Genomic DNA, 2,922 nt, shown 5'->3' on the forward strand with positions numbered 1-2,922 from the left:
CGTCGAGGGCGGCCGCACGGACCATGCCGTTCAGGCGGCGCGGGCCCCGTGCCGGATCGGTCCGCGGCAGTTCGTCGCCGAGGTGGGCCACCAGCAGCGGCACCGGTGCCGGATGGTGGGCGGCCACGGCGCCGAGGGCCGCCGCCAGCACGTGGGGCGAGGTCTCGCCCATGAGCAGCACCCGCTGCAGTTCCGCCGCCGCACCGGCTCCCCGCGTGGCCCCGAGGGCCGTGACGGCCGCCGCGCGGACGCCCACATGGGGGCTGGCCAGGTGGCCGCGGGCGGCGCGCGCCAGGCGGATCCGCCACACGGGCAGCAGGCTCTCCTGGTCGGCGGCCTCGGCCGGCAGGGGGCGGTCGGCGACCAGGTCGGTCATGGCCCGCAGGGCGGTCTCGGCCACGTGGGGATCGGCGTGGCCGGCGGCGGAGATGAGGGTCGCGGCGACGCGGTCGGGCCTCAGGTCGTCGGTGTCGTCCAGGGCGGCGCGGCCCACGGTGCCGAGAGCCCGGCAGGCGGCGATGCGCACCCGCGCCGCGCGGCGGCCGTGGAAGTCGTCGAGGTGGGCGAGGCCGGCGAGAACGGCGGGCAGGGCGGCGGCGGCGTCCTGGCGGGCGAGGGCGCGGTAGGCGTGCACGACGACCTGGTCGTGGGGGCTGCGGGTGAAGGGGGCGAGCACCGGCACCAGCGTCGTGTCGGCGCGCATCTCGGCGCAGCGCAGCACCCGCCAGCGGATGTCGGTCTCGGGCCGCGCCAGGCCGGCGACGATGGCCTCGCGCAGGGCGGTCGTGTCGACCCGGGCCGCCTGGTTGCGCAGGCCGTTCCAGGCGAGGGCCGCCGTGACCGGGTCCTCGTGGGCGGCGGCGCGCAGCAGGGCCGTGCCGTCGTTGTCCAGATGGGTCAGACCCATGACCGCCGCCTCGCGCAGCGGGGGCCGCGGGTCGGCGGCGAGGGTGGCGAGCAGGGGCAGGGCCTCGGCGTCGCCCATGAGACCGAGAGCCCAGGCGGCCTCGGCGGCCACGGTGAGACTGGGGTCGGCGGTGGCGCCCATGACCTCGGGCAGCACGTCGTCGCGGCCGATGAGGCCGGCGGCGCGGACCGCGGCCAGGCGGACGTGGGCGTCGGGCCCGGTCAGGAAGGTCCGCAGCGAATCGGCCGGCGCGAGGCGGACGTCCTGCCAGCGGGCGATGGCCGCCAGCTGGGCGGGGCGGTCGTCCGGAGTGAAGCAGCCGGCCGCGAGGGCGACCGCCGGCAGCGCCAGGGCGACGAGGAGGGAGCGGCGGCGCATGGGCGTCCTTTCGCACGGGGTCCGGAGGCGCGGTCACGCTGGCACCTTACCACCGGGAACCCGCCGGGCCAACGGCGCGTTGGGCCGGGATCCGGAACCGCTTTTTGACCGGCCCCGGAGCCGGTGTTAGACTGGCCCGGACGCCCCCGTCCACCCGCTTCCCCCGGGAGTCCCCATGCGCTGTGCCATCCTGGGCGCCTCCGGCCTCGTCGGCCGCCGGATGCTCGACCTGCTCGCCGAACGCGATTGGCTGGGAGCCCCGCCGCGCCTGCTGACGTCGGCCCGGTCGGCCGGCGCCCGCCTGCCGTTCGGTCGGGGCGAACTGGTGTGCGAGGAGGTCGGGCCGGACAGCTTCCGCGGCGTGGACATCGCCCTGTTCAGCGCCGGCGGCGGGCCGAGCCGCCAGTGGGGGCCGGTGGCCGCCGCCCACGGCTGCTGGGTCGTGGACAACAGCTCGGCCTGGCGCATGGATCCGGCCACGCCGCTGGTGGTGCCCGAGATCAACGGCGACCTGGTGCCCCGCGCCCGCGAGGCGCGCACCGGGGGCATCATCGCCAACCCCAACTGCTCGACGATCCAGGTGGCCATGGCCCTGGCGCCCCTGGCCCGGACCTTCGGCCTGCGCGAGGTGCAGGTCACGACGCTGCAGGCGGTGTCGGGCGGCGGCCAGGGGACCGTGGCCGAGTACACCGCCCAGCGGAACGGCGCGGCGCCGGCGCCGGACGGGCCCTTTCCGCGGGGCATCGCCGCCAACGTGGTGCCCGCCATCGGCGCCGCGCTCGAGGACGGCTCCTACGAGGAGGAGGCCAAGGTCGCGCGCGAGCTGCGGAAGATCCTCGGCCGCGGCGCCGACCTGCGCGTCAGCTGCACGGCCACGCGGGTGCCGGTGGTCACCGGCCACAGCGCCGCGGTGCGGGTCGTGTGCGACGGGCCGGTCGACCTGGTGCGGGCGGCCGACGTGCTGGCCGCCTTTCCGGGCGTGGTCGTGGCCCGCGACCCGCACGCCTACGCGACGCCGCTCGAGGCGGCCGGCGGCAACGACGTGCACGTCGGCCGGCTGCGGCGCGACCCCGACGAGCCGCGGGCCCTGCTGCTGTGGGTCGTGGCGGACAACCTCCTGAAAGGCGCCGCCTGGAACGCGGCGCAGATCGCCGACCTGCTCGCCGGACGGGGCGGCGCATGATCACCGGCGCCGCCTTCGCCGCCAGCGGCCTGCGGGCGACGCCCCTGGGCCGGGCCCATGTGGCGACCCGGCTGGGGGCGCTGGTCCTGGGCCTGGTGACGGTGATGCGTCTGCCGGCGGCCGGACTCGTGCCGGCCGCCGGCGCCGTGGCTTTGGGCCTGACCTGGACCGGCATGACGTTCCGGCATCAGGCCGCGGCCCTGCGGCCGTGGGCCCCGGTCGGGGTGCTGATGCTCCTGCTGCACGTGTTCACGACGGTCGCCGCGGCGCCCCTGTGGCACCCGAGCTGGGCCGGCCTCGTCGCCGGGATCCTGGCCCTGGTGCGCGTGGCGGCCTCGGTGGGGCTGCTCGGACTGTACCTGCGCGTGACGAGCCTGGACGACCTCGTGGCCGGTGCGGCCTGGTGGCTCGCGCCCCTGCGGCGCCTCGGCGTCGCCGTGGACGACTTCGGTCT

General features: G+C 77.7%; 3 protein-coding genes. 2 read left to right on the top strand and 1 reads right to left on the bottom strand.

Annotated features, from left to right (window positions below):
* On the bottom strand, positions 1-1,285 hold a 1,285-nt coding region (locus KDM41_17745; GenBank protein ID MCB1185265.1), incomplete at its 3' end, for a HEAT repeat domain-containing protein.
* Positions 1,286-1,460: 175 nt separating this feature from the next.
* Between KDM41_17745 and KDM41_17750 the strand changes: the two genes are divergently transcribed.
* Positions 1,461-2,468, top strand: a complete 1,008-nt coding sequence (locus tag KDM41_17750) for an aspartate-semialdehyde dehydrogenase (protein ID MCB1185266.1) — start codon at positions 1,461-1,463, stop codon at positions 2,466-2,468.
* Positions 2,465-2,922: hypothetical protein (locus tag KDM41_17755; GenBank protein ID MCB1185267.1), on the top strand; the 458-nt coding region annotated here is incomplete at its 3' end. The genes KDM41_17750 and KDM41_17755, both read left to right, overlap by 4 nt.

It is taken from the genome of bacterium, assembly GCA_020440705.1.
Lineage (GTDB): Bacteria > Krumholzibacteriota > Krumholzibacteriia > LZORAL124-64-63 > LZORAL124-64-63 > JAGRNP01.

Bases quoted from the DNA above. Each gene is read 5' to 3' on its own strand.
- KDM41_17750 (MCB1185266.1), top strand. From the start codon at position 1,461: ATGCGCTGTGCCATCCTGGGCGCCTCCGGCCTCGTCGGCCGCCGGATG.